Source organism: Prevotella sp. tc2-28 (genome assembly GCF_900107705.1).
Lineage (GTDB): Bacteria > Bacteroidota > Bacteroidia > Bacteroidales > Bacteroidaceae > Prevotella.
The window spans coordinates 155070-176985 of record NZ_FNRE01000006.1; the positions used below are offsets into that span (position 1 = coordinate 155070).

Annotated in this window: 22 protein-coding genes and 1 pseudogene; 9 read left to right on the plus strand and 14 right to left on the minus strand. The window is 48.5% G+C overall.

Annotation, left to right across the window (positions count from 1 at the left end; all coding sequences use genetic code 11):
- The 3 genes from lepB to BLU47_RS07315 are packed head-to-tail and all read left to right on the plus strand — an operon-like array spanning nt 1 to nt 1692.
- Entirely contained in the window at nt 1–501 is a 501-nt protein-coding gene (lepB, locus tag BLU47_RS07305) for a signal peptidase I (protein WP_091960501.1), read from the plus strand.
- Nucleotides 498–1106 (plus strand): WbqC family protein, encoded by a 609-nt coding sequence (locus BLU47_RS07310; protein ID WP_091960504.1) that lies wholly within the window; start codon nt 498–500, stop codon nt 1104–1106. The genes lepB and BLU47_RS07310 overlap by 4 nt, the downstream gene beginning before the upstream one ends.
- A 28-nt stretch (nt 1107–1134) precedes the next feature.
- A complete protein-coding gene (locus BLU47_RS07315; RefSeq protein WP_091960507.1) occupies nt 1135–1692 on the plus strand; it encodes a DUF3332 domain-containing protein in 558 nt (185 codons plus the stop codon).
- 71 nt (nt 1693–1763) lie between these two features.
- Here the strand turns inward: BLU47_RS07315 and BLU47_RS07320 are convergent, their stop codons facing one another.
- Complete coding sequence (locus BLU47_RS07320) at nt 1764–2621, minus strand: Cbp1 family collagen-binding glycoprotein adhesin (protein ID WP_091960508.1); 858 nt, start codon at nt 2619–2621, stop codon at nt 1764–1766.
- Between the two features lie 111 nt (nt 2622–2732).
- Here BLU47_RS07320 and BLU47_RS07325 point away from each other — a divergent pair, with 111 nt between their 5' ends.
- Nucleotides 2733–3251 carry a DUF3237 domain-containing protein gene (locus BLU47_RS07325; RefSeq protein WP_255402116.1) on the plus strand — a complete coding sequence of 173 codons (519 nt, stop codon included), beginning with the start codon at nt 2733–2735 and terminating at the stop codon, nt 3249–3251.
- On the opposite strand, the gene BLU47_RS07330 is transcribed toward BLU47_RS07325, so the two are convergent.
- From BLU47_RS07330 to BLU47_RS07350, 5 genes are all read right to left on the minus strand, one after another.
- A complete protein-coding gene (locus BLU47_RS07330) occupies nt 3252–5180 on the minus strand; it encodes a HAMP domain-containing sensor histidine kinase (protein WP_091960513.1) in 1929 nt (642 codons plus the stop codon).
- Nucleotides 5170–6660 carry a PDC sensor domain-containing protein gene (locus tag BLU47_RS07335; protein ID WP_176780494.1) on the minus strand — a complete coding sequence of 497 codons (1491 nt, stop codon included), beginning with the start codon at nt 6658–6660 and terminating at the stop codon, nt 5170–5172. The genes BLU47_RS07330 and BLU47_RS07335 overlap by 11 nt, the downstream gene beginning before the upstream one ends.
- A gap of 116 nt (nt 6661–6776) precedes the next feature.
- Nucleotides 6777–7172 carry a DUF2147 domain-containing protein gene (locus tag BLU47_RS07340; protein ID WP_091960518.1) on the minus strand — a complete coding sequence of 132 codons (396 nt, stop codon included), beginning with the start codon at nt 7170–7172 and terminating at the stop codon, nt 6777–6779.
- A gap of 7 nt (nt 7173–7179) precedes the next feature.
- Complete coding sequence (locus BLU47_RS07345) at nt 7180–9507, minus strand: glycoside hydrolase family 31 protein (RefSeq protein ID WP_091960616.1); 2328 nt, start codon at nt 9505–9507, stop codon at nt 7180–7182.
- A gap of 32 nt (nt 9508–9539) precedes the next feature.
- On the minus strand, nt 9540–10265 hold the full coding sequence (locus tag BLU47_RS07350) for a DUF2461 domain-containing protein (RefSeq protein WP_091960619.1): 726 nt from the start codon (nt 10263–10265) through the stop codon (nt 9540–9542).
- 157 nt (nt 10266–10422) lie between these two features.
- Here BLU47_RS07350 and BLU47_RS07355 point away from each other — a divergent pair, with 157 nt between their 5' ends.
- Nucleotides 10423–11208: a Cof-type HAD-IIB family hydrolase gene (locus BLU47_RS07355; protein ID WP_091960521.1), complete on the plus strand. Its 786-nt coding sequence runs from the start codon at nt 10423–10425 to the stop codon at nt 11206–11208.
- A gap of 25 nt (nt 11209–11233) precedes the next feature.
- Here BLU47_RS07355 and bcp read toward each other — a convergent pair whose 3' ends face one another.
- A complete protein-coding gene (gene bcp, locus BLU47_RS07360; RefSeq protein ID WP_091960523.1) occupies nt 11234–11686 on the minus strand; it encodes a thioredoxin-dependent thiol peroxidase in 453 nt (150 codons plus the stop codon).
- A gap of 23 nt (nt 11687–11709) precedes the next feature.
- Entirely contained in the window at nt 11710–12168 is a 459-nt protein-coding gene (locus BLU47_RS07365) for a hypothetical protein (RefSeq protein ID WP_091960526.1), read from the minus strand.
- Between the two features lie 126 nt (nt 12169–12294).
- On the opposite strand from BLU47_RS07365, the pseudogene msrA reads away from it, so the two are divergent.
- A pseudogene (msrA, locus tag BLU47_RS15145) lies at nt 12295–12741 on the plus strand (peptide-methionine (S)-S-oxide reductase MsrA); the annotation flags it as partial.
- 78 nt (nt 12742–12819) lie between these two features.
- On the plus strand, nt 12820–13965 hold the full coding sequence (locus BLU47_RS07370) for an esterase (RefSeq protein WP_255402118.1): 1146 nt from the start codon (nt 12820–12822) through the stop codon (nt 13963–13965).
- A gap of 67 nt (nt 13966–14032) precedes the next feature.
- On the opposite strand, the gene BLU47_RS07375 is transcribed toward BLU47_RS07370, so the two are convergent.
- The gene (locus BLU47_RS07375; protein WP_091960531.1) at nt 14033–14371 is read right to left on the minus strand and encodes an MGMT family protein; all 339 of its coding nucleotides are present in this window, start codon (nt 14369–14371) and stop codon (nt 14033–14035) included.
- 419 nt (nt 14372–14790) lie between these two features.
- Complete coding sequence (locus BLU47_RS07380; RefSeq protein WP_143025498.1) at nt 14791–15369, minus strand: leucine-rich repeat domain-containing protein; 579 nt, start codon at nt 15367–15369, stop codon at nt 14791–14793.
- A 468-nt stretch (nt 15370–15837) separates the two neighbouring features.
- Between BLU47_RS07380 and BLU47_RS07390 the strand changes: the two genes are divergently transcribed.
- Entirely contained in the window at nt 15838–16851 is a 1014-nt protein-coding gene (locus BLU47_RS07390; RefSeq protein ID WP_091960537.1) for a transposase, read from the plus strand.
- Nucleotides 16852–16962: 111 nt separating this feature from the next.
- On the opposite strand, the gene BLU47_RS07395 is transcribed toward BLU47_RS07390, so the two are convergent.
- Genes BLU47_RS07395 through BLU47_RS07405 form a run of 3 tightly spaced genes read right to left on the minus strand, consistent with a single transcriptional unit; the run spans nt 16963 to nt 20437 of the window.
- Nucleotides 16963–17721, minus strand: coding sequence for a succinate dehydrogenase/fumarate reductase iron-sulfur subunit (locus BLU47_RS07395; RefSeq protein ID WP_091960540.1), 759 nt, complete (start codon nt 17719–17721; stop codon nt 16963–16965).
- Between the two features lie 5 nt (nt 17722–17726).
- A complete protein-coding gene (locus BLU47_RS07400; RefSeq protein ID WP_091960542.1) occupies nt 17727–19706 on the minus strand; it encodes a fumarate reductase/succinate dehydrogenase flavoprotein subunit in 1980 nt (659 codons plus the stop codon).
- Nucleotides 19707–19735: 29 nt separating this feature from the next.
- A complete protein-coding gene (locus BLU47_RS07405; protein WP_091960545.1) occupies nt 19736–20437 on the minus strand; it encodes a succinate dehydrogenase/fumarate reductase cytochrome b subunit in 702 nt (233 codons plus the stop codon).
- A 168-nt stretch (nt 20438–20605) separates the two neighbouring features.
- Here BLU47_RS07405 and BLU47_RS07410 point away from each other — a divergent pair, with 168 nt between their 5' ends.
- Nucleotides 20606–20968, plus strand: a complete 363-nt coding sequence (locus BLU47_RS07410) for a YraN family protein (protein WP_091960548.1) — start codon at nt 20606–20608, stop codon at nt 20966–20968.
- On the opposite strand, the gene BLU47_RS07415 is transcribed toward BLU47_RS07410, so the two are convergent.
- Nucleotides 20965–21897, minus strand: a complete 933-nt coding sequence (locus tag BLU47_RS07415; protein WP_218131540.1) for a bile acid:sodium symporter family protein — start codon at nt 21895–21897, stop codon at nt 20965–20967. The genes BLU47_RS07410 and BLU47_RS07415 overlap by 4 nt on opposite strands.
- Nucleotides 21898–21916: the final 19 nt, after the last annotated feature.

A 21916-nucleotide genomic window follows, 5' to 3' on the forward strand; every position in this document is an offset into this window, starting at 1 on the left:
ATGATGAAAGGACTAAAGTACGTGATTCCATTGGTGGCAGCATTCGCACTGATGCTGGCTGCGCGCACCTTAGTCCTTTCCGTGCATAGCATCAACGGTGACGGACTGGAACCCCTCTATAAGAACGGTGACCAGTTGCTTATCAACCGGTGCAGTTACGGGCTTCGCATTGAAGGCAACGGACTGCTGCCTTACAGCCGACTGATGAGAAAGCCCGTGAGGAAGGGTGACATCGTGGCGTTTGTCGCCTCTGCCGACTCCATCGAAGGACTCATGATTGCACGCTGCAAAGCCATTCCCGGCGATACCATCAGCACACAAAACGGACCTATCCTGGTTCCTGGACTCATTACTTGCGCCAAGACAGACTATTACTGGTTGGAAGCCATCAACCAACGGAACCCTGTTGATTCGCGCCACCTGGGACTCATCCCCGAGCGCAACATCATCGGAAGAGTAGTCTCCGTGCTCTATAACCGGAAAAACATCAGATTGCAATGAGCACTGCCATCCTTCAGACCACCTACTTCGGACCGATACAGTGGTATCAGAAACTACACCGCTTTGACCATTGCATGATAGAGCAATATGACTCCTACCAGAAGCAGACCTACCGCAACCGTTGTCTGATAGCAACGGCGAATGGGGTGCAAGCACTCACCGTTCCCGTTGAGCATAACGATGATAAGATGCTGGTAAAAGATCTACGCATCAGTGATCACAACCAATGGCGCCGCATTCATTGGAATGCCCTGCAGTCAGCCTACAGCGAGAGTCCCTTCTTCGAATACTACGCTGATGATATCCGCCCCTTCTTCGAGAAGCGATACGAGTTCCTGGTTGACTTTAACGAGGCTATCCGCCAGGTCATCTGCAGGCTGATAGATATTCAGCCCGAAGTAGCATATACCTCTGCCTACAACCGACAATGGCCGGAGCCTACCGATTATCGTGAGGTGATACACGCCAAACATCCACAGACTGACAGCGACTTCGAGCCTCGCCAATACTGGCAGGTCTTCCAGCATAAGCTGGGCTTCCTGCCAAATCTGAGCATCCTCGATCTCCTGTTCTGCATGGGACCCGAATCTATTTTTTTTCTATAACATTATAAACCATTAATCAATTAAAAGAATGAAAAGAATCAATTTGAAAGTGGCAGTTTGCCTTCTCGCAGGAAGTTTCCTGTTCAGTTCATGTTTCGTTGGTAAGTACGGACTTTGGAACAAGTACATCAGCTGGCAGAACAATATGACTAATAATAAGTATGTCAACGCTATCGTTGGACTCATCCTCGTTCCCATCGTGGGTTCTATCTGTACACTGGTTGACATCCTGGTGCTGAACAGCATCGAGTTCTGGTCAGGTACCAATCCTATGGCTGCCAACAACATCGGCAAGACGCAACAGGTGATGGGTCAGGACGGCCGCTACTATGCTGTTACCACCCTGAAGAACGGTTATGAGGTAAAGGCTCCTACTGGTGAGATTACCTATTTCATCCACAACGATGAGAATGACTCATGGTCTATGGAACAGAACGGTGTACAGAAGGAAATCTTCCGCTTCGACGAAAAGGGTAACATCCAGGCTAACATCAATGGTGAGACAAAGGCTTTCACCCTCAACGAGACTGGTGTTTATCAGGCACGCATGATTGCCGGTGACGGAGTGTTCTTCGCTATGAACTAATCCCTAGCCAACCCACAAAAAAAAGCGCCCCGTCTGAAAAGACGAGGCGTTTTTTATGATACTTACCTAAATTAGTACTTAATAATCAGGTATTTCGAAACGCTCCAGAAACGGTCAGGATTGGTAATGGTAAGCACGGAAGCATCATTACCAGTCTTGGTAATCTTGTAAGAGTCTGCAGGCATCTGCGAAAGCACCTCAGCCTTATCGTCAGGAATCTGGAAGGTGGTAATCTCACGGATATCAATCTTCTGGAACAACTTCTTGTCAATATTGGAAGCATCCAGCTTCAGCTTCTTGAACAGCGAACCACCCTGAGCCAGACCGGCTGCCTTCAATGCGCTCTTGTCGCCAATGAAGACGTAAGCCTCATTCATCTGGTTGGTCTTCTCGTTAATCTCCTGCTCTTTGGCTTTGGTATCCTCCTCCAACCCAGCAACCTGCGTGTTGAGCTGGTTCACATTCTCCTTCAGCTCGCCAATCTCGAAGTTTCTCATCTCCAGTTCCTCAGACAACTTGGCAATAGCCTCATCCTTCTCCTCCAGCTGCTTCTTCAAAGCGGCAATAGTCTTCTGCATCTTTCCAGAATAGGCATTGCTGTCCTTCAGCTTCTTCTCGAGGATGTCCAAGCGCTCGCGCTGCTGTTTAAGAATGAGTTTATAAGCCTCCATATTTTGCTTAATCTGCTCCTTGCGAGACAACGAACTTTCACCGCTTGTACGAAGGACCGAACCTTCCATGTCAACCACACTGTCCATGCTGATGTTCACGGCATCCAAGAAGAGGTTCATCTCGTCCATCTCCTCCATTTGAGCTCTCAACTCTGTACGCAGAGAGTCTGCCTCAGGGTTGCTCTCTGTCTTACCACCACAGGCTGCCATCATGCATACCAATGCGAACAGCCCAGCAAATACTCCAAATTTTTTCATAATCGTTTACGTTAAAAATACATACTTACTGGGTGCAAAGATACAACTTTATTCTTATAATTGCAATAATTATTGTAACTTTGTCTCCAAATTATCCATTAACGACAGAATATGATGAAAAGATTAGCAGCTTACATGGTGGCTTTGCTGATGACCACACCTGTTTTCTCACAGACGTATCCGCCTAAGAATACGCCCACACTGGAGTTTGCCATGCAACTGAAAGTGACACTGGGCGAGACGTATAGCATCGAACAGACTCAGCACGGGCGACGCACGGTGATTCCCATCACTGGCGGCACCTTCGAGGGTCCTAACCTGAAAGGGACCATCCTCAACGGTGGAGCCGACTACCAACTGGTCAGCGAGGACGGTAGCCGTACCGAACTGGAGGCTATCTACAGCATCCGCACCGACGACGGCATATCCATTCATGTGCGTAACAATGGTATTGTATATAATGGTAAGGATGCTGAAGGCAAACCCTCATTCTATTTCAAGGCAGCTCCTCGGTTCGAGGCGCCTGCCAACAGTCGGTATGGATGGCTGAACAATGCCCTATTTGTCTGTGCGCCAGAATGGAGTCAGACATTCAAGGGTATCGTGCTGAACGTATGGATGGTAAAATAGTTACTTGCCGTCGGGCACCTCAAGGGTGAAACGACATCCGTCACGATAGTCACGGTCATAAATGAGGTCGCCTCCCAGACTGATCGCATGGCGCTTGGTAAGCGGAAGTCCTAGTCCTAACCCTTCACTGAGGTCGTTCACCTTGGTGAAGGGTTTATACATCAAGTCGTAATAGTCTTCCGATATTCCCGGTCCCTTATCCTCAACGATAAAGCGCACGAAGGAGTCGGTATGGGTAATGAGGAGTTTGATGTGCTGCCCGTCAGAATACTTCGCTGCATTATATAACAGTTCACGAAGACTGCGCATCAGATAGAGCTGACTGCTGGGTATACAGAAATCGTCTGCCAACTCTGTCTCGAAAAGAATGTTCAAGTTGGGAAAGTGCGACATCGTATACTCGATAGCCTCACGGCCTACCTCGTTACACGACACACTCTCATGTTTATGGCTATTCAGTTCCTCGGAGAGACCAATATCCGAACAGTCAAAGAGCATCATTACCAGACGGGTTAGCGTCGTTGCATTGTGTTTCATCGTCTCGGTGATGTTTGCCAACTCCTCGGCAGGCAATATGGATGTGCCGTCGTTTTGCTGGCTTAGACAGTCATACATCACCTGCGAGAAACCGGTGAGGATGTTCAACGGTGTGCGTATCTGATGCGTCACATTTTGGATAAAGAGGGTTTTCTGCTTGACTGCTTCCTCGGCCTTGAGGTTGGCCTGTACCAGCTCATCGTTCCGCTGCTGAGCGACCTCTGTGGTATAACGGATGCTGCCCAAGTGGAAATTGAGTGATTCCTGCATGGCAGCAAAGCTATTCTGCAGTCGTCCGATGACATCTTCCCGATGGGTGTGAGGAATCAGCAAATCATAATGACCGCTAGCTATGTGCTCCGACTGAAGAAGCAACTGACTGAGGGGATGAATAGTATGGGCTACTGCCCTTCGACAAAGCAATAATATAATCAATAATCCCGTAATAATCAGCAGGACTATCAGATAAGCCAATTGATGATAATTCCAAAGGATATCACTTTCCGGACATACCAATGCGAGGCTCCAGTTGGTACCTGTCAGTGGACAATAGCTGACAAGACATTTTCCCTCTGGCATCTTGACTCGCATACACCCCTTATTACCTGCAGTCATCTCATGTCCCAATACGATAAGCCCTGCATCTGACTGTGGGTCAGCATCAGTGAAAATGGACTTTTTGAAAAGGCGCGTCGTGTCAGGATGAATGATATAATCACCATTGCCTCCCAAGAGCATAAAGTAAGCATGTGGGTAAGGATGGCTGGCACTGTTGATGGCCGAGGCAAGATTACGTAATGACAAATCGGTGGAGATAATACCAACGAAGCGTCCGTCCTTGGTATGCAGAGGCTTACAATAGGAAGCTATAAGCTCGGTGGTGTAAAGCGTTCCCTCATTATAATCATCGTAGGGCTCCACCCAACAAGCACTACCGAGTTCACGTGCCGTCTTATACCATACCTTGTCGAAATACTCATACTCAGCTTCGCGGACGGTTTTCACCGAATCGCCTTTACGAACAGAGTAAGCTGAGAAATAGCGACCAAACTGGGGGAAAACACCTGGCTCTGCTGTGATAGAACAACCATTTACATGACGGTTCATCCATACGATACGACTGGATACGGAGAGGAGTTTCTCAGGAGAGAAATCTTCCTCAACAAGCCACAAATTGGAATTCGTCGCCGTCTCAATGGTATTCAAATATGTCCTGACACGCTGCATCGTGGACAGCAGCATGCTATTGGCCCGCGCCGTTGCTTCCTGACGGATGAAATAACGCGATTGCAGGAACATGACACCCAACGACAGGACAAAGATTGGGACAGCAAGCAGCAGAATACTAATGCTAAGCTTGGCTGGCAGGCTGCGGCGAATCTTACTTACCATAGCGCACCCCCTTTCCCTTTTCACTGTCTGAAGCATCCAGCAGATGGTTCAGCAGGTCAGTAATCACCTTACTCTCAGCATTGATGGTCTTTACCTCCTCTTCAGCCTGTTCCGTAACGTCAGTAGTGTCTTCTTTCTCCGATGCAGACTTGCTGGCCATGTGGCAGAGTGTCTCAACACTTTCACTGATGGCATTCGCGGGCTTTATCATCTGGTTGGTCATGTTGTGCAGGAAGGTGAGTTTCATACGGTCAGCTTCCTGTGTCCGCTTAATGACTTTCTGCAACACTTCACTACGCTCCTTTAGAACAGTAGTCAGCTGCTTCAGCTCGCCGACATGGGCAGCCAATGCCTGTTGCATCTGATGGAAATGACGTTGTAACTGACCTATCTCGTCCTCGCGGGTGGTAGTCGGAATCATTTCATTGTAGTTGCCTTCTGCAATATGCTGGGCAGACTTCGTCAACATGCGCAAGGGTAACAACTGACGGTGCGTAATGCTACGGCAAAGAACGTAGAAGAGCAACAGGCCGATGATGGCAATCGCCAATACATAATACAGCAGTTTGTTATAGTCGCCGAAGATATCATCCTCAGGATAAACGACACCTACACTCCAGCCAAGCTTCTCCATTGATCGTCCAGGTACCTCATATCGAGTAAAAGGCTTATAGAACACATAACAGTCTTTCCCGTCAAGCTGAAATCGTTTGTAGCCCGTCTTGCCTGCCATCATTGCTTCAGCTGCTTCCCGCACAGAAGCGCCAACCCCTTTCTCCAACTGGGTATACACGGTTTCATGCAGGAGTTTATTTGTATCGGGATGGACAAGATACGAACCATTACGACCCAACAGTGTTGTATATCCATTGGGAGAGGGTTTGGCAGCCATCACAATTTGCGATAGCAGACTGAGAGCCACATCTGCAGCCAATACACCCACACACTTACCTTCGCGACTGAAAATAGGTAAACTGAAAGTTGTCAGTGCTTCGCCTTCAACCTCTTCGTTCTTCATGGGGTCAGACCAGATGGCACGTTGTTTCTTGATAGGTTCTGCAAACCATGCCTGCTCCGTATAGGGTCGATGACCAAAAGTGCTGGTAGTTACCAAATCCGACTTGTCTGTGGTCATCATACTCTTCCCACGACGACGAACATAAGTCATAAACAAGTCATGGTCTGCATAGTAATGGGGAGTAAAGGCTATTGCACAACCCACTATGTAAGGATTACACTGCACTAACCGGCGACAATAGTCCTCCATCTTTTCCGGTTCGTTGACATGTGGCAATACGTCCCAGTAGATGTTTCCTGCCGACTGTTCAACGCTCAACAGGATATTGTCTATATGCTGCAAGGTACCCGCCAGTGTCTGCTCTGCGTTCTGCAGTGCCTCTCCTCTCACCGTCTGACGTGCAAACACGAACATCACCGCCAACGACGACGTCAGCAAGATGGCTATCGCAAAGACAACCATACAACTCAAACGGACAGACAAGGTCCTGGTGATTATTTTAGGTATTTTCAGCATAAACCGTTGCAAAGATAGTGTAATCCCTGCAAAATACAAAGCAAAGGCTGTATCTAATTTTTCTACTTACGCTTCCAGGTTTGTGTCTCGTACAGGAATCCTATGTAGCCACGCACCTTAAGTTTGTCACCATCCAACCAGATAGCACATTTGTAATCCTTACCATTCTTGGGGTTGTAGATACGTCCTCCCTCCCACTTGTCTTTCTTCTTGGTAAGTCCAGAGAGCAGATGAACACCCATCAGCTTACGACTGCGCAGTTTTTCGTCGGGATTGTGAACATCCCGGGTGTCAGGACCTTTTTCCAACCACACTATCTTACCGTTCAACTTACCGTTGGACTCGTAGATTTCTACCTGTGCATCACCTGCCTCGGTAATCCACTTACCTGTGATGTCCTGCGAATAACCTGCCAGACACATCAGCATGCATACCATGCTCAAAAAAATTCTTTTCATTGTCAATCTATTGAATTATTGTTTGGATTGTTTTGTCACCAGGTTTATAGAGCAAACCCTCACACTTCTTGGCGCTCGCCTTGTAGGCCTTAAACGATACTTGGTCCCAGTTAATCTTATCTGTTCGTTGTGCAAGAGGTGCATGAGGAATCAGAGAACCGTCTCGAACAAGGATGATAGCAGGTATTTTTCCTGCTTGAATATTCTGATAGCCACCCTCGTAAACCTTGCCATTCTGATAGTCAATCCATTTACCTTTTGGCAGATAGACCGTCCGCTCATTGCCTGACTCCATCAGAGGAGCTACAAGCATCTGCGAACCGAACATATACTCATCTTCAACAAGCCATGCACCAGCATCGTGAGGGAACTCCACTAACAGCGCGCGCACCATTGGCAGGCCACGTTCAGAGCAGTCTTTGGCCTGAGCATAGACATAAGGCATCAGTTTGTATTTCATCTCAGCGCAAGCACGGAAGGCGTCAGTAAACGACTCGGAGATAAGCCAAGGTTCAGTAGGAGGAGCGCCGTGTGCCCTTGTATGGCTGGAGAGGAATCCAAAAGGCAGCCAGCGACGATAGATATCTTCCGGTGAGGCGGTAACGAATCCACCCATGTCGTGACTCCAGAAAGAGAATCCGCTGAGTCCAAAGCTTAGGCCTCCGCGAAGGTCACCAAGCATACCGGTATTGGTTGTTGCGGCATCGCCTCCCCAATGCAAGGCATAACGCTGAGAACCAGCCCATGCAGAACGTGCCCAGATAATACCCTCGCCGGGATGCGAACGCTCAACCACTTCGAAAAGAGCCTTGTTATAACGCAACGGATATAGGTTGTGCTCATAAAGTCCACCCTTGCCACTATGATAAAAACCATGATAGGGAGCTGCCTCGCCAAAATCACACTTTATGGTGGAAACGCCCTGCTTCATAAGTCCCGCAATCTTCGATTGATACCAACTGACAGTTTCTGGATTGGAGAAATCAAGGATAGCATCCTCCACCGGCATTCCGCCAGTAGCATTCACCACGTGCAAGCCTCGGTCGACTATCTCAGGGAAGAAACGGTTCTTGGGTGTGAAATAAGGCAACTGCCAAAGACAGGTATGAAAACCTTGCTCGGAGAGTTGCTTCAGCATGCCGACAGGATCCTTAAAACGGTCTTTGGCAAACTCATAGTCACACTGCCAGTCAACACCGAACCATCCTGTGTCGAAGTGTATCACGTCAGAAGGAATCTTATGGGCACGCAACTGCCGTGCTATTTCCAGACCTTCCTCTTGGGAGAAATAGGTAATACGGCTCATCCAGGTACCAAAGCTCCAAAGAGGCAGCATAGGTGACTTGCCGGTGATATCGGTATATTCGTTCAGGATATCCTTCGGCTCTCCGAAAAATACGAAGATATCAATCTGTTCATCAGCCATAAATAGGCGATTTGCACCAATGTATGAAGCACCGAAATCACAAGTGACAGGCGCCGAGGTGTGCATGAAGATACCATAACCACGATTCGAGAAGAAGAAGGGTACAGGCTTATATTGACCATCGGTTTCCGGTCCCTGCGGATCGGTAACGGAGAGATGCACTTTCTGGCCCACCTTGTTCAAGGAGGTAAACGACTCACCACAGCCATAGATACGCTCACCGGGAGCCAACGTCAGCACAGGGTTCACACTGCGGGAATTGTCACTGCCTCGTTTGATAAACGAAAACGGCAGAAGCTTCACCTGACTCGAATCATTATCAATGATATGGCGTGTTTGCGTCAGTATCTTTCCTTTTGCGTCTTTGATGATAAGACGCCACGGATACTTTTGTATTTCTATGGTACCGTAGGAGGAACTATAGACAATGCTTTTCGCTGTCTGCTTGTTATTCCAAAGAGGACTCTTCTGTCGGTTCTTGAATTGTTCGCAGAACATGACATCATCCTGATCGTTTTCTTTGGGCATTATGGGCGTGGTGAGCATACGGATTCTCGCAGTTCGAGGCGTAATGAACTCCACATACAGTTTTAACGCCGGGTCGTTCTCATAGGCGGCATCAGGGAAGTCAAGCATCTGCATACGCACAGGCCAATAGCCATTGAGATTAAAAGCCTGACGAGGAGACATGCGATAGCGTTTCCACTGTACCAGTCCCTCTCCTCTCGAAGCATCGAAACTCATCAGCGAGTCTGCCAGGAAGTAAGTATTAGACAAGTCGTAGAAGTCTGTCGACATATCTTTTTGCATACACTGCAGGTATTGGATACCGGCATTGGTCTGAAGTTGTGCACTGCCAACTATTGAACAGCAAAAGGCACACAAAAGGGGGAAAAGTCGCTTTACCATCATTGTCTATTACTTCTCTAATGTCTTTGTTTTTATTCGTAATCGTCTATCACCGAGTTCATAAAGTCCATCATCGGCTTGGCCGCACGGAACATGTGCTCCATCTCGTCGAGCCAAGAGTCACCTTCGAAGAAACTGTTTGATACTGCATGCCAACAACAGTAGTCCTTCAGACGCAGATACTTCACATAAGGCCAGTCTTTGGGGAAACCTGAAGGACAGGTCTTCAACTTAGTCAGTCCGAATCCCTGAGGCTGATCCCAACTGTCGACATTCGTTGGTTCCTTAAAACTGCCAGAGTCGTCACTGCCGTAGTATTTCAGAAAATCTTCACTCTCCACACATCTGAGCCACTCTTCCGTATTTCCCATCATCTCATTGCGACACGAGGTCAGGATATTCGTTGGCAGCCAGTAGTTGCCTACTGCCAACAGACAATGGTCTGGTTCCAGATGGAGATAATATCCTCCCCTCAGTGCCTTTTTGCCCTTGGCATTGATATAGGCACCAAGATGATTCTTGTAAGGGGACTTGTCCAGTGAAAAACGCGTGTCGCGATAGAAGCGATAGGTACAGTCCTTCACCTGCACATGGGCAATCTCGGGATCAAACGTCACGATACGCTCCAATGCTTGCTGCACGCCCTGTTCGAACTCGGCTCTAACGGCTTCATATTCCTGTTTGTGTTCTTGAAACCATTCACGGTTGTTATTGGCCATGATCTGTCGCAGGAATTTCAGTATCTTTTTCTGGTTCATACGCTTCTGTTGATAAGCATCTATGGTTTCTGAATTCTGTTGCAAAAATACGAAATTGTTTTTATCTATCCAATATTTTCATTCCTTTTTTATGAGAATTATTTGGAGTCTTAAAAAAATACGTTACCTTTGCATGGCTATGACAAAAAGTTTCACAATGAAAAGATACGCCTTATTTTTCGACATCGACGGCACACTGGTCAGCTTCAAGACGCATGAGATACCACCTTCAACCATTCTGGCCTTGACACAGGCTAAGGCCAATGGTCATCGTGTCTACATTGCAACTGGTCGCCCACCCATCATCATTACGAACCTGGGAGCTATTGAGCATCTCATAGATGGATACATCACGACTAACGGTGCCTATTGCTTTGTCGGCAACGAGACGGTTGCATGTCAGCCCATCGCTAAAAATGACGTGCTGACAATTGTCAACGACGCTCAGGAAAAAGGCTATAGCCTCATCGTCGTGGGACGACGCGATGTTGCAGTGCTCGACCCTACAGGCGATGTGCAGCGTATCTTCCAACAGATGCTGGCAGTGAAGAACCTGGACAAGGCATCGCCCCTGGAAAAGGTGCTTGAGCAGGACATCATGCAGATGACACCGTTCTTTCCAGCCGATTACGAACGTCAACTGATGGCCCGATTGCCTCAATGCATCTCTGGTCGCTGGCATCCGGAGTTTACGGATATTACAGCCAACGGAGCTGATAAAGGCAAGGGTATTCTGGCTATTGCCCAACACGATGGACTTGACGCCAGCCATACCATTGCCTTTGGCGACGGAGGCAACGACACGTCCATGATTCTGCAAGCGGGTATTGGCATCGCTATGGGAAATGCCATCGACGAATTGAAACAACAAGCCGATTACGTTACCACATCAGTTGATGACGACGGCGTACTGAATGCCCTCCGCCATTTCGGCATCATCTGAGCAAACCTTATATAACAGAAAGAGACTACTTCTGCAGAATCTGTTCGGCATGCTCCTTGGTCTTCACCTGCTTGCCAGCAAATATCTGTTCGATGATACCCTCTTCATTAATAATAAAGGTAGTGCGGATGGTACCCTCAGTCTTCTTGCCATACATCACCTTCTCGCCCCAGGCACCCATTGCCTGCAACAACGTCTTATCGACATCAGCAATCAAAGGGAAAGGCAATGCGTGCTTCTCCTTGAACTTGACGTGCGAGGCCGCCGAGTCCCTGCTCACGCCTACCACCTCATAGCCTGCACCTTGCAGTTCGCCGTAGTGGTCGCGCAGACTGCAAGCCTCAGCCGTACAACCACTGGTATTGTCCTTCGGGTAGAAGTACAATACCAGTTTACGGCCTTTATAATCACTCAGACGGATATCCCGTCCCTGCTCGTCCTTGCCCAGAATCTCGGGCGCCTTATCTCCAATGTTCATTACTACAATTACTATTTATTTCTTCAGCATTTTTTTGCCATGGTGGATAACGATACCCTTGAAGTCGGCATTGACGCGCTGACCGGCCAGGTTGTAGTAACCATCGTCAGTCTTAGCGTCTGAAACCAGAATGGTATTGATACCTGTGGTAGTACCCTTGACGATGAGCGCATCGGGCAGGTTGGTGGCTCCATAGGTTGGTACGAAACAGCCACGGAACGACTGGTAGGCAGGGTTGGTGTTCTTCTCAAACTTCGTACCGTCGGCTTGATGGTTGTCGACTGCAAACCTTTGGGATTGAACTCCTTAAACGCCAGACCGTCGACCTTGTGCGGATTGGCAGCGATGGCGACCTGCTTGGTGGCCAGCACCTCCTTGCCCCTTTGGTCCTTAGTAACCCAGATATAGTAGGTTCCTTCCTTTTCAGGGGTGAATTTGGTCACCTCGACGTGGGTAGCATTTTTCAGGGCTGTGATACGCATTAGTATTTTTGTTCATATTGATTGTGCAAAAATAAAATAAATATTTTAAACTGCAATGAAAACGGAGTAAAATCGAGAAAAAAGCAGTACTTTTGCAGTCGGAAATAACATTAAGACTAACAGACAATGAGAGAAATCTATCTTGCAGGCGGATGCTTTTGGGGCACCGAGCACTATTTCAAACAGATTCAAGGAGTGTTGAACACAGAGGTAGGGTTTGCCAACGGCAATACGGAGAACCCAACGTATAAAGAAGTATACACCGACCAGACGGGCTATGCCGAGACAGTGCATGTGGTGTACGACGAAACGGTGGTAAGCCTAGAATTCCTTCTCAACATGTTCTTCAAGGCCATCGACCCCATAAGCCTCAACAAACAGGGGCACGACGAGGGAACGCGTTATCGCACAGGCGTCTATTACGTCACGGAAGATCAACTACCCATTATTAATAAGGTCTTCAATGAACAGCAGGCTCTACTTACGGAGCCTATCGCGGTAGAACGGCTTCCGCTGAAGAATTTCTATACCGCCGAGGAGTATCATCAGGACTATTTGGACAAGAATCCTGACGGCTATTGTCATCTGCCCACCGCCCTCTTCGAGTTTGCACGACAGGCAAAGGAGAAACTAACAGTCTGTTTCCTGCTCATGCTGATGACAGCGGGCTCATGGGCGCAACAAGCCATCTTCGACGTTAACAATCTGACATCACCTCAAGTGAATGCCGACGGCTCTGTAACTTTCCAACTCTATGCACCTAAGGCCATTACTGCAAGCGTGACAGGCGACTTCGGCGTGATAGACATGAAGGAGGGAAAGGGCGGCATCTGGAGTGGCACGACACCCGTGCTCGAGCCAGAGATGTATTCCTATAAATATAAGGTGGACGGCATGGACCAGCTGGACCCGTCGAATGTCTATCGCTGTCGCGACATTGCCTCGTTCACGAACATCTTCATCGTTACGAAGACACAAGGCGACAAGGGGTGGCTCTATAGCGTCAACAAGGTGCGTCACGGCAATGTCAGCAAGGTGTGGTATCCGTCGCCAACGCTGAAGACCACACGTCGCATGACCATCTACACACCAGCAGGATACGAGGATGGCAGACGCTATCCGGTGCTCTATCTGCTACATGGTGCAGGTGGTGATGAGGAGGCTTGGACTACTTTGGGGCGAGCAGCCCAGATACTGGACAATCTCATTGCCGAGGGTAAGGTGAAGCCCATGATAGTTGTCATGCCCAATGGTAATGCCAATAGCGATGCAGCACCTGGTGAATGGGAAAAGGGCATGTACAAGCCTTCGTTCATGGGGCACGCCACTTCCAAGCCTGTCGCATCCACAGAAGAAGCGTTCAAGGACATTGTAAGCTATGTGGACAAGCACTACCGAACACTCGCAAACAAGAAGAACCGTGCCATCTGCGGACTATCGATGGGTGGTGGTCACAGCTTCGCCATCTCACGCCTATATCCTGATTGGTTCAACTACGTCGGACTCTTCTCTGCCTACGTTCATCTAGATGTGAAGGACAGCGCCGACCTGCAGGCCAAAGGCTGTTGCTTTACACCCGATTCAGAGCGTATGCTGCAGACTCAGTTCAAGAAGAAACTCGCCCTCTACTGGATAGCCATCGGCAAGGACGACTTCCTCTATGACAACAACAAGATGTATCGCGAATACCTTGACCAGAAGGGCTATCCCTACGAATATGTTGAGACAGACGGAGGACACATCTGGCGCAACTGGCGCATCTACCTGACACGGTTCTCACAGCGATTGTTCAAATAATCACTAACAATCGCTGACAAGAGGACCATTGTCTGCTGGAGATAGATTACAGTCATATTGTAAACCATCATACCCCTTCCAGTTCCCAAAGGTGCCGCTGCATATCCACATGTCCATTAGGCTTAAAAGCCACACCTTCCGTTTCCAACAATATCCGCTGACGACTCCATCCTGGTGCCGTACGTCCCTCCTTGTTCACCACCCGATGACATGGCAGATGCTCTGCCCCAGGCGTATATCTCAATGTCCGTCCCACCATCCTCGCATGACTTGGCCATCCTGCCAATACTGCTATATGTCCGTAGGTCATTACCATGCCACGAGGAATCTGCGCGACAATGTCCAGCACATCTTTGCAAAACCTCCTCGCCTGCTCTGCCGTCATTCTGTCAGGATAGTCCTTCATACCTTTTGCTTATTTATTAGTCTTGCTTTACCCGGATGAGTTTGCATTGCAAAACTACAATATTTTTTTGATAAGAACAAATAATCTTGCTACTCGCTCGAAATAGTTCGCATGCCAAAGCAAGAACGGGATGTAAGAACAAGAAAATCATCATCACCATTTAGAGTCCCTGATCTAGCAAGGTTGTAAAAATTTTCTCATCCTTAAAACCTTTCCCTAGAATCGTGTTTTTGCAGCTATACTATTCAACTCTTTCCCGTTCACTAAGAAATTTTTGTTACGTAGTTATGCCGCAATTTTTGATGTATATTGTCATTTTTGTATCTATGATGCAAATGTACGGTTTTTTTGTGATATATGCAAATTGTCAACTTTCGTGGTTCACTTCATGTTTGATACACCCTCATTTTCAGTATTTACTATCTCACATATTCCTTATGCACAGTCCTATCCGACATCTGTACTATGTTAATGCCCTTTTGCGGTTCATTCAATTTTTGTCCTGAAATATTGTATCTGGCTATTTCGGTAACTCCCCCTTCAGACGTGACAGACATCTCCTTAACAGAAGTAGCAGACGTATCCTCATAACTATCATCATATATATAAACTCTTGGTTTTAACGCTGAACCCCCATTATAATTACCGCCTTCAAAAGCCCTCTGGGAGATATATTTCACCGTAGAAGGAATATAGATATAACTAGGATATTGATAAATAGATACACATCCGTCAAATGCTTCTGGACCAATGACTTCTGCACCTGATAATACTACAAACGTCTTGTTTTCTATATCACCATTTACCTGTATAAAAACCTTCCCATCCTTAGAATACAAACCCGTAGACTTATAGATTTTTCCATCAATCGTTGCAACAGCTGTTTTAACGGCAAATCCGTCAGGACTATAGATATAACCCTTATCGGTAATTACACTTTGTGAATGCATTGTCGTTACAAAACATATAAATAACGTTGTTAATAATGACTTTTTCATAAGCTTAATTAATTAAAAGGCGCGCACCATTCGATGCTTATCAAATCTCTGGCACCGCCAAGTAGCCATATACAACAACAAGCACAGAACAATCCACACCTTATGAGCGTGAACTTACTGCAACTTGTTCTTGTTGTATCGAAGTTTTGGCGGTTTCGAGATTTAAGAACAAGAGCTGAAAGCTCAAATCTTATGTATAAGTACGCGCTCGACCCTAAGGTCGCTTTGCGCAGCAAAGAACAGAAACGCTAATCTGTAAGTTAATAATTTGATTTTGATAATTAATCTCTGTGACCCTGCGAAGCTGAACCTCGGCAGAATGGGTCTGGTAAGCGTTAGTTCTATCGTTTATGTCATCGGCAATTAAGTTTTAAAGGGTTAAACATATATCTGAGGGCAAAATTACGAAAACTTTTTGAATTAAGGGACATTGTTGGGGAAAAATTGTAACTTTGCGGTAGAATTGATATGGACAGAAAGACCTTTGAGAGCCAAAAGCCGTTCGCTGGCGAGAAGAAACCCTCGATGCAACGACGCTGTGTAGACAATGACTACACGGCTCGACGGATATATATGGTGACAATGGTGACGGAAGGGCGCAAACCGCTGTTCGGCTGTGTGATGGGGCATAGTGAGGCCGTAGAGTCGTCACCAGAAGCACCTCGTGTTGCACTGTCGCCATTAGGAGAGGCTGTCAGAGAGATATGGCAGACGATAGAGAGCCATCATCCGGAAATCAAAGTGATAGCCCTGCAGATGATGCCCGACCATCTGCATGCTGTGCTTTTTGTCACCAAGAAGATGGAGAAGCCGTTGGGGAAAGTGCTGTTAGGCGTGAAGCAAGCTTGCAACCAGGCGTTCCGTAGGGTGATGCCGGTGGGGGTTGTTGCTGTGGCACAGCAACATGCTGGACGGAGGCGCGAGAACGGACTGCTGTTTGCCAGGGGCTTTAACGACGAGATACTGCTGAGGGAGGGACAGATGGAGCGATGGCTGGCCTATCTGAAGGACAACCCTCGCCGACTGCTGATGAAGCGCGAGAATCCTGAATTGTTTAGGGTGCAGCGAGGACTGGTGTATGCAGGAATGAGTTTCTCGGCAATTGGTAATCGATTTTTGTTGGAAAAGCCATTGAAACTGCAAGTACAATGTTCGAGAAGCATCAGCGAGGAGGAACTGAAAGCAAAGACAGATGACTGTCTGAGGGCAGCACGGCAAGGGGCTGTGTTGGTTTCGCCCGCTATCTCGAGAGGTGAGAAGGTCATTATGCGTGCCGCTTTCGAGGAGGGATTGCCTCTCATATATTTGCAAGAGAATGGTTTTACGGATTTGGCTAAGCCTGGAGGTAAGCGCATGGATGCCTGCGCCAGAGGGCAACTGCTGATATTGGCTCCTTGGGAGCACCATAATGAGAAGCTAACGATTAAGAGAGGACAATGCCTGGCGCTGAACGAGATGGCGAGAGCCATTTGCGAGGGGTAAGCGTTTGAGTGTGTTGCTGTGGCACAGCAACATGCTGGACGGTGGAAGCAGGAAAAAAGAGCACCGCAAGAGGGACTTGCGGTGCTCTTATAATAGATAAGGTGTCGATACTTAGTCGGCCAGCTTTGCCTTGATCATCTCGCGGTTCAGGCGGGCGATGTTGGCGATGGTCTCGTTCTTCGGGCATACAGCCTCACAGGCACGAGTGTTGGTGCAGTTACCGAAGCCGAGCTCGTCCATCTTGGCAATCATGTTCTTCACACGACGGGCAGCCTCTACGCGACCCTGGGGAAGCAGGGCGAGCTGAGAGACCTTAGACGATACGAAGAGCATGGCAGAGCCGTTCTTACAAGCTGCTACGCATGCGCCACAGCCGATGCAAGAAGCGCAATCCATAGCCTCGTCAGCGTCCTCCTTAGGAATCAGAATAGCGTTGGCATCCTGTGCCTGACCGGTACGGATAGTGGTATAGCCACCAGCCTGGATAATCTTATCGAAGGCGTTGCGGTCTACCATACAGTCCTTGATGACGGGGAAGGCTGCTGAGCGCCAAGGCTCAACAGTGATGACGTCGCCATCGTTGAAGCGACGCATGTAGAGCTGACAGGTGGTAGCACCACGCTCGGTCAAGCCGTGAGGCGTACCGTTGATGTAGAGTGAGCACATACCGCAGATACCCTCGCGGCAGTCGTGATCGAACACGAAAGGCTCCTTGCCTTCATTAATCAGTTCCTCGTTCAGGATATCGAGCATCTCCAGGAAGGAGGTGTCGTCGGGGATGTCGTGCATCTCGTGCGTATCGAAGTGACCCGCATCTTTCGGACCATTCTGACGCCAAAATTTAATGGTGAATGAAATATTCTTTGCCATAGTCTTTAATTCTTATAATTACGGGTTTGTACTTTGATAGCTTCATATTCAAGGGGTTCCTTAATCAGAGTTGGCTCGTTGCCCTTGCCCTGATACTCCCAGCAGCCTACGTAGAAGTAGTTCTCGTCGTCGCGCTTAGCCTCGCCTTCCTCTGTCTGGTACTCCTCGCGGAAGTGACCACCGCAAGACTCGTTACGAGAGAGGGCGTCGAAGGCTACGAGCTGACCCATGGTGAAGAAGTCACGCAGGTGGATAGCTTTGTCGAGCTCGACGTTCAGACCTTCCTTAGTGCCAGGAACGAAGAGGTTGGTATCGAACTCCTTCTCGAGCTCGTGCATCTTCTTCAGACCCGTCTTCAGACCCTCAGCGGTGCGACCCATACCTACATACTCCCACATGATGTGACCGAGCTCCTTGTGGATAGAGTCAACAGAACGCTTACCCTTGATGTTGAGCAGACGTGTGAGCTCAGCGTCAACGGCTTTCTCAGCTTCAATGAACTCAGGCAGATCGGTAGAAACCTTTGGCCATACAGCCTGATCGGCCAGATAGTTCTGGATGGTGTAAGGCAGTACGAAGTAACCGTCGGCCAAGCCCTGCATCAGCGCAGAAGCACCCAGACGGTTGGCACCGTGGTCAGAGAAGTTACACTCACCGATAGCGAACAGGCCGGGGATAGTAGTCTGCAGCTCGTAGTCAACCCAGATACCACCCATGGTGTAGTGGATAGCGGGATAGATCATCATGGGCTTGTAGTACTTCACGCCATTGATCTCGTTGGCTACGTCGCCGGGGAATACGTCGGTGATCTCCTCGTACATCTCGAACAGGTTGCCATAGCGCTGCATGATCACATCGATGCCCAGACGGTTGATAGACTCAGAGAAGTCGAGGAACACGGCCAGACCGGTGTTGTTCACGCCGAAGCCCTTGTCGCAGCGCTCTTTAGCGGCACGAGAGGCCACGTCACGGGGAACGAGGTTACCGAAGGCAGGATAACGGCGCTCCAGATAGTAGTCGCGATCCTCCTCGGGAATCTCCCAACCCTGCTTGGTACCAGCCTGCAGAGCCTTGGCGTCCTCAATCTTCTTGGGAACCCAGATACGACCGTCGTTACGCAGCGACTCAGACATCAGCGTCAGCTTAGACTGCTTGTCGCCATGAACGGGGATACAGGTGGGGTGAATCTGAACGTATGAAGGATTAGCAAAGTATGCACCCTTACGATAGCACTGGACAGCAGCGGTACAGTTACAGCCCATAGCGTTGGTAGAGAGGAAGTAGGTGTTACCATATCCACCAGTAGCGATAACCACAGCGTTGGCGCTGAAACGCTCCAGCTTACCGGTAACGAGGTTCTTGGCGATAATACCACGAGCGCGGCCGTCAACAATCACCACGTCTTCCATCTCGTAACGGGTGTAGAGCTTAACCTTACCGGCATTTACCTGACAGCTCAGTGAGCTATAGGCACCCAGCAGCAGCTGCTGACCGGTCTGACCCTTAGCGTAGAATGTACGGCTTACCTGAGCACCACCGAATGAACGGTTAGCCAGCATACCACCGTACTCACGGGCAAAGGGAACGCCCTGAGCTACGCACTGGTCGATAATATTGTTTGATACCTCAGCCAGACGATAAACGTTGGCCTCGCGAGCACGATAGTCACCACCCTTTACAGTATCATAGAACAGACGATAGACAGAGTCACCATCGTTCTGATAGCACTTGGCGGCGTTGATACCACCCTGAGCGGCGATAGAGTGAGCGCGACGGGGAGAGTCCTGAATACACAGGTTGATGACGTTGAAGCCCATCTCACCGAGTGAAGCAGCTGCAGAAGCACCAGCCAGACCGGTACCTACCACAATCACGTCGAGCTTCAGCTTGTTCTTGGGGTTAACCAAGCGCTGGTGAGCCTTATATTCCTTCCATTTCTCAGGTACTGGACCTGCGGGAATCTTTGAATCTAATACTTTTGCCATAACTTTCAAAGTAATTTAAGGTTTAACAATTAGCAGCAGCCTGCATAGCAATAGAGGCTCGGAGCCAACTTGAAGGCGAAAGCCAGCACTACTACCAGGAAGCCCAGCATCAGCAGGGTGGTGTAGATGAAGCCAATGACCTTCCAACGGCAGAACCAGATCTTACCACTGACACCCAAAGTCTGCATAGCACTCCAGAAGCCGTGAGTCAGGTGGAACCAGATAGCGCACAGCCAGATGACATAGAGCACAACATAGACAGGATTGCTGAAGGTGTCGATGATGAAGGCAAAACCGTCAGAGGGCAGGTGACCTGCACTGAAGCCTACGATTTCGGCAAACATCATGTTGTACCAGAAGTTGAACAGGTGGAGCAACAAGCCCAGGAGGATAATGATACCCAGCACGAGCATGTTCTTAGATGCCCACTCTACCTTGCCCGGATTAACCTCCGTAGCAATAGCATAACGATTGTCACCGCGAGCCTTACGGTTCTGAGCCGTCAGGATGAACGCAAAGACAATGTGAATGACAGCAAGGGCAGCCAGACCGATAGTAGCCACTACAGCATACCAGTTGGCACCCAGCAATTCGCAAATCATGTTGTAAGCCTCGCCAGAGAAAAGCGCAACAATGTTCATGGCGCAATGGAACGTCAAGAACAGAATCAGCGCAATACCCGTTACGGACATTACAACCTTACGACCAATTGATGAATTGATTAACCACATAAAATATTGAATTAAAAATTAAAAATAAATACCAAATAATAAGTACGCATGCGCACTATGGGGCTACAAATGTACTACAAAATTATGAAATCCGCAAACGTTTTCGTTAGAAAATGTACTATTTATACAAAATATGATTATCTTTGTAGTCCAAAAACAACAAATAATATGGCTGTACACAATGAATTAGGAACATGGGGCGAGGAGGTGGCTGCACAGTATCTGACGAAAAAAGGCTACACCATCGTCGAGCGCGACTGGAAGTCAGGGCATCGTGATATTGACATCATCGCCCTCAAGGACGACATCGTTGTCTTTGTGGAAGTGAAGACGCGTCGTAACAACTATTTCGGTGAGCCAGAAGATGCTGTCGACTTTATGAAACTGCGTAACTTACGGACAGCCATCAACCATTATATCAAATACAAGAACATCGGTCAAGAGATACGCTTCGACGTCGTTTCCGTCATCGGAACACCAGAAGAAGGAACACCGGAAATCAATCATTTCGAAGATATCCCGATGTACTAACCGCGTTGAGCCTTCATGCTATAAACCTTGGCGACAAGAGCACCGCTGATATTATGCCACACACTGAATATGGCACCAGGAATGGTAGCCATCGGGAAGGCAGCGAAATGGAGCGTTGCCAGGGATGATGCCAACCCGGAGTTTTGCATGCCTACCTCGATGGAGATGGCCGCGCGCTTCTCGTGAGAAAGGGAGAGCATTCGCCCGATACCATAGCCGAGGGCCAGTCCACTAAGATTGTGTAACATGACCACTATGATAACCAGCAAGCCCCCCATCAGCAGACGTGAAGCATTATGGCCTACGACAATACCCACCACAAATGCAATCACCAATGTGGAAAACGCTGGCAGATAGGCCACGGCACGCTTGGTAAAACCGGGCAGGAAATGTTGTATCAGTAAACCGCCTAATATCGGGGCAATGACCACATAGACAATACTCTGCAACATGCCCAGCGTGTTGACATCGACAAGGGTTCCTGCCAACAGCCATGTCAGGAATGGGGTCATGAAAGGAGCCAACACCGTACTGGTGGCTGTCATGCCAACACTCAGTGCCAGGTCACCCTTAGCCAGATAGGTAATCACATTGGAGGCTGTTCCACCAGGACAGCAGCCCACGAGGATGACTCCCAGTGCCAGGTCAGCAGGCAGTGAGAAAGCCTTGGTAAGCAACCAGGCCATGAAAGGCATGATGGTAAACTGTGCCAGACAACCTACCAACACATCACGGGGACGACTGAACACGATACGGAAATCCTGAGGTGACAAGGTGAGACCCATGCCAAACATTATGACTCCGAGCAACGGATTAATCCACCAGGTATCTATAGCCATAAAGGGTGCCGGCATCATCACTGACAGTAAAGCCATCAGTAAGACAAGTGCTCCCATCCAGCGTGCTATCAAGTTACAAATTTCTTTTATCATCACCTTTTTATTGTTT

Coding starts and splice junctions, on each gene's coding strand:
- BLU47_RS07370 (WP_255402118.1), top strand. CDS start 12,820: ATGCTGATGACAGCGGGCTCATGGGCGCAACAAGCCATCTTCGACGTT.
- BLU47_RS07345 (WP_091960616.1), bottom strand. CDS start 9,507: ATGGTAAAGCGACTTTTCCCCCTTTTGTGTGCCTTTTGCTGTTCAATA.
- BLU47_RS07380 (WP_143025498.1), bottom strand. CDS start 15,369: ATGAAAAAGTCATTATTAACAACGTTATTTATATGTTTTGTAACGACA.
- BLU47_RS07375 (WP_091960531.1), bottom strand. CDS start 14,371: ATGAAGGACTATCCTGACAGAATGACGGCAGAGCAGGCGAGGAGGTTT.
- bcp (WP_091960523.1), bottom strand. CDS start 11,686: ATGAACATTGGAGATAAGGCGCCCGAGATTCTGGGCAAGGACGAGCAG.
- BLU47_RS07365 (WP_091960526.1), bottom strand. CDS start 12,168: ATGCGTATCACAGCCCTGAAAAATGCTACCCACGTCGAGGTGACCAAA.
- BLU47_RS07405 (WP_091960545.1), bottom strand. CDS start 20,437: ATGTGGTTAATCAATTCATCAATTGGTCGTAAGGTTGTAATGTCCGTA.
- BLU47_RS07320 (WP_091960508.1), bottom strand. CDS start 2,621: ATGAAAAAATTTGGAGTATTTGCTGGGCTGTTCGCATTGGTATGCATG.
- BLU47_RS07395 (WP_091960540.1), bottom strand. CDS start 17,721: ATGGCAAAGAATATTTCATTCACCATTAAATTTTGGCGTCAGAATGGT.
- BLU47_RS07390 (WP_091960537.1), top strand. CDS start 15,838: ATGGACAGAAAGACCTTTGAGAGCCAAAAGCCGTTCGCTGGCGAGAAG.
- BLU47_RS07350 (WP_091960619.1), bottom strand. CDS start 10,265: ATGAACCAGAAAAAGATACTGAAATTCCTGCGACAGATCATGGCCAAT.
- BLU47_RS07410 (WP_091960548.1), top strand. CDS start 20,606: ATGGCTGTACACAATGAATTAGGAACATGGGGCGAGGAGGTGGCTGCA.
- BLU47_RS07355 (WP_091960521.1), top strand. CDS start 10,423: ATGAAAAGATACGCCTTATTTTTCGACATCGACGGCACACTGGTCAGC.
- BLU47_RS07400 (WP_091960542.1), bottom strand. CDS start 19,706: ATGGCAAAAGTATTAGATTCAAAGATTCCCGCAGGTCCAGTACCTGAG.
- BLU47_RS07340 (WP_091960518.1), bottom strand. CDS start 7,172: ATGAAAAGAATTTTTTTGAGCATGGTATGCATGCTGATGTGTCTGGCA.
- BLU47_RS07315 (WP_091960507.1), top strand. CDS start 1,135: ATGAAAAGAATCAATTTGAAAGTGGCAGTTTGCCTTCTCGCAGGAAGT.
- BLU47_RS07335 (WP_176780494.1), bottom strand. CDS start 6,660: ATGGTTGTCTTTGCGATAGCCATCTTGCTGACGTCGTCGTTGGCGGTG.
- BLU47_RS07330 (WP_091960513.1), bottom strand. CDS start 5,180: ATGGTAAGTAAGATTCGCCGCAGCCTGCCAGCCAAGCTTAGCATTAGT.
- lepB (WP_091960501.1), top strand. CDS start 1: ATGATGAAAGGACTAAAGTACGTGATTCCATTGGTGGCAGCATTCGCA.
- BLU47_RS07325 (WP_255402116.1), top strand. CDS start 2,733: ATGATGAAAAGATTAGCAGCTTACATGGTGGCTTTGCTGATGACCACA.
- BLU47_RS07310 (WP_091960504.1), top strand. CDS start 498: ATGAGCACTGCCATCCTTCAGACCACCTACTTCGGACCGATACAGTGG.